The sequence below is a fragment of the Microcystis wesenbergii FACHB-1317 genome, from assembly GCF_014696875.1.
Lineage (GTDB): Bacteria > Cyanobacteriota > Cyanobacteriia > Cyanobacteriales > Microcystaceae > Microcystis > Microcystis wesenbergii_A.
Map to the genome: position 1 here is coordinate 1 of NZ_JACJQV010000031.1, position 3,176 is coordinate 3,176.

5 protein-coding genes are annotated in these 3,176 nt (G+C 38.9%); all 5 read right to left on the minus strand.

Annotation, left to right across the window (positions count from 1 at the left end):
* Positions 1–68 precede the first annotated feature (68 nt).
* The 5 genes from H6F92_RS00490 to H6F92_RS00510 all read right to left on the minus strand — a co-directional run bounded on the left by H6F92_RS00490 (position 69) and on the right by H6F92_RS00510 (position 2,882).
* Positions 69–590 carry a hypothetical protein gene (locus H6F92_RS00490; RefSeq protein ID WP_190356406.1) on the minus strand — a complete coding sequence of 174 codons (522 nt, stop codon included), beginning with the start codon at positions 588–590 and terminating at the stop codon, positions 69–71.
* Positions 587–802: a hypothetical protein gene (locus H6F92_RS00495; RefSeq protein WP_190356407.1), complete on the minus strand. Its 216-nt coding sequence runs from the start codon at positions 800–802 to the stop codon at positions 587–589. Before H6F92_RS00495 ends, H6F92_RS00490 begins: the two co-directional genes overlap by 4 nt.
* A 28-nt stretch (positions 803–830) precedes the next feature.
* Complete coding sequence (locus H6F92_RS00500) at positions 831–1,427, minus strand: Uma2 family endonuclease (protein WP_190356408.1); 597 nt, start codon at positions 1,425–1,427, stop codon at positions 831–833.
* Between the two features lie 7 nt (positions 1,428–1,434).
* Positions 1,435–2,049, minus strand: coding sequence for a hypothetical protein (locus H6F92_RS00505; RefSeq protein ID WP_190356409.1), 615 nt, complete (start codon positions 2,047–2,049; stop codon positions 1,435–1,437).
* A gap of 533 nt (positions 2,050–2,582) precedes the next feature.
* The gene (locus tag H6F92_RS00510) at positions 2,583–2,882 is read right to left on the minus strand and encodes a hypothetical protein (RefSeq protein ID WP_190356410.1); all 300 of its coding nucleotides are present in this window, start codon (positions 2,880–2,882) and stop codon (positions 2,583–2,585) included.
* Between the last annotated feature and the right edge of the window lie 294 nt (positions 2,883–3,176).

Here is a 3,176-nt window from a genome sequence, read left to right on the forward strand (position 1 = left end):
TTTAATTTTTGAGTGGTTGTCCTAACCACTCTATTTCTTTAGGGGGTCGTTTGGCTAGACTCCCCGCTCTATCTAGCTTGTAGCCCCTCTGTCACCCCTTGAACTGAAGAACACAGCAGGTTGAGGGCGAGATCTACTGTGGGTCGCCTGCGAGTTACGTCGTCCTGGAGGTAGGCGTAAAGCCTTTCGTAGCGCAGGTCGAGTTCGGGAGCGAGGGCAATTACCACTAGCGCTAGGTCGAAGACGGACAGGTCAAAGGTTTGCTTGAGCCAGGCTAGGCGGGATGCTTTGTCGGCTAACTCAGAAAAGGATGGCTCCCAAGCTTCTCCTCTGAGTTTCAGCACAGGATCTCCTGGCTGGCGCACTAACAATTGCTCGACATCTTCCTGAGTGAGATAAAGACCTTGATAGGCTTCAGTTGTTAAGTCTTTGGTATAGGTTGCTTGAGCGGCAACCACTGCTTTTTCTAGCAGTTTGTCTAACCACTGTAAAGCTGGTAATAGATTTTCCAACCAGGCTTTATTAGCCTCGATAACCATAATAAACACCACAGAGACACAGAGGACACAGAGTTTTTTGGTTGTGGTCAATCATCTTTAATGTCGGCTATTTCAACAATGTCAAGATTTTCTTCTTCCTCGGTTTTAGCGAGTAATTCTTCTAATACTTGAATAGCGCCACTAATGCGCAGCATGGTATTTCTTAGATTCGCTCCTTGTGTTTCTAAATCAGCTAACATTTTTTGACCAGATTCATATTCGGCTTTGAGTTGTTCGATGCGTTCTTTGATTTGTTCTTTCATAGGAATAAATCGTGGGAAAAGTTAGTTTTTAAACTAGGGTTTCTAGATCGTACCACAAAAATTGTAAATTAAGAACAAATCCGGGTAAAATATCTTCTCCTGATAAAGTAGCAGGCTTCTTTAAAACTTCTACGGGTTGATCAGCGCGATAAATTTCGACAAGTTTATTTTTGGTATCAATTAACCAGCCTAAGCGCATTTTGTTGGCTAGGTATTCCTGCATTTTCTCCCGTAAGGGTTTCATCTTGTCTGTTTTAGAGCGCAATTCTAAGACAAAATCAGGACATAATGGGGGAAAGGTATCTTGTTGTTCGCGGGTTAGACAATTCCATCGTTCTCGACTAACCCAAGCGACATCAGGAGAACGGTTTGCGCCATTGGGAAGGCTAAATGCTGTGGAGGAATCAAAAACCTCTCCTAATTGGGTTTGTTCGTTCCAAATGACAAAACGACTGGCGAGTTTAACGTTGTATTTCCCTGTGCTTCCTCCAGTAGGTGACATCATGATTAATTCGCCGGTATTACTGCGTTCAAGGCGGAGATCTCGGTTGGCTATTGCTAGTTTTTTAAACTGTTGTTGGCTGATTTTGCAATGGTTGGGCAGATTAATTATCGCTGGTTTCATAAATCATCTACTCTCCTGGCTCTTTATTGATGATAGCATAGTATAAGATGCCTAAAATTTTGTTGATGTCTTTAATGTAATACTCACTCAAATCAATCTCAACGGTTTTATCTACAAGTCTTAAAAATCTCCAGATAGTTCCAGTCGTCACTACTCCGTAAATTACAGCAATTTCATTACCTTCTTGTTGGTTGAAGATTTGAGCGGCAATCGCTTCAGCGATACACTGACCAAATCCTGAGTTTAAGTTTTCATTTTTCGCCTCGACAATTGTGATAATTGGCTGACGAATAAATAGCTGCTCTGGATTTTTACTGATAATAAAGTCGCAAACACCGTTCAATCCTTGGTTGAAATCGACAGTAAAGTCAACTCCAGAAAATAGACTGATTTGGTGTTTTAATTTCCTTCGTAATTCTAATAAGACAGGAGCAATAATCATTTCTGAACGAGCTTTTTCGGTATTAATAGCCACTGCTAAATCGACTGTTTCCTGAAGTGTTGTTATTAAATGTTCACTACACTCTATTTCTGGAATGGGGTCGAATAGTTCAGAGTTTTCCCGAATGGTTAAATCAAAAATTTTCACTAATTCATCTAATTTAAAATTGCTATAAGCCATTTACATTTACCGCCTTTTATGGGTTAAATAAAATTCTAATAAACACCACAGAGACACAGAGGACACGGAGTTTTTTTGTTGCTGATTCAGTGTTCGCTCTGTTGTTTTGCTTCCCTAAGTTCTCGCATTCGCTGTTGATATTTTAAGGCTACTTCTGTTGATATTTCACAAATCTACCTCGCTTGTTGTTCAGCAATTTTGAACTGTTCTAGCATGGCTAATAAGGTTTTTTCATCGGGCATTTTTTTCATGGGTTATTTCCTAAAAAATCAATAAGTCTTTGCAAGTAAAGCTTATAGGTTGGGTTGAGCGATTTAATACTTGGGACAAAACTGCTCGAGTTAATGGTTTGAGTGAAACCCAACATTCTTCAAGACATCGGTGCAGTTGGGTTTCGCTCAAGCGTCGATAACATTTGATAGACAAGAGTTATTATTGCTCAACCCAACCTACGGCTCTAACATCTTTTGACCGGACTCATATTCGGCTTTGAGTTGTTGGATGCGTTCTTTGATTTGTTCTTTCATGTTCCTTTAGTGATAAGTTGTTTGAGCAAGGATTTCTTCTATGATACTCGATATTTCTGCTTCTGAGTCAATATGCTTAGCTAAAACCTGTGCTGTTGTCTCTAATATACGGTTAGAAAACAATTTGGTTAAATCCTGTCTTAGTCCTTGTCCAATATACAGCTTCAGCAGTGCTTCATAAGACATATCTCGATTAGCAGCTACTTTTTTTATGGCGGCTAAGGTATCTTTTGGAATATCCAGAGAGATTGTCTCTTCAAGACGGGGAGGCAGTTTTAAGCTATATTCATCTTCTGGTTTGTTCATAGAGTTTCCTTTCATTTCTAGTAGCTTGACGAGCAGAAATTATCCAGTTTCTTTTTCCTTTTTCTACATAGATAACTAACAAAAGATGCTGTTCTAAAGAATAGAACTCTTGCAAATTAATTATATGTTATAATGATGGGTTAACTAATTTTTTGGGGAAAATTAGTTAATCAGTACATTTGTCCTGAATGAAAACTTGAAGTTTAACTTTTAACTCAAAACTCTTTAGAGCTGCTTTAATTTGGTTATCAAAACCTCTTTATTTAAGCGGCACAAACTATCTCAATTATAAAA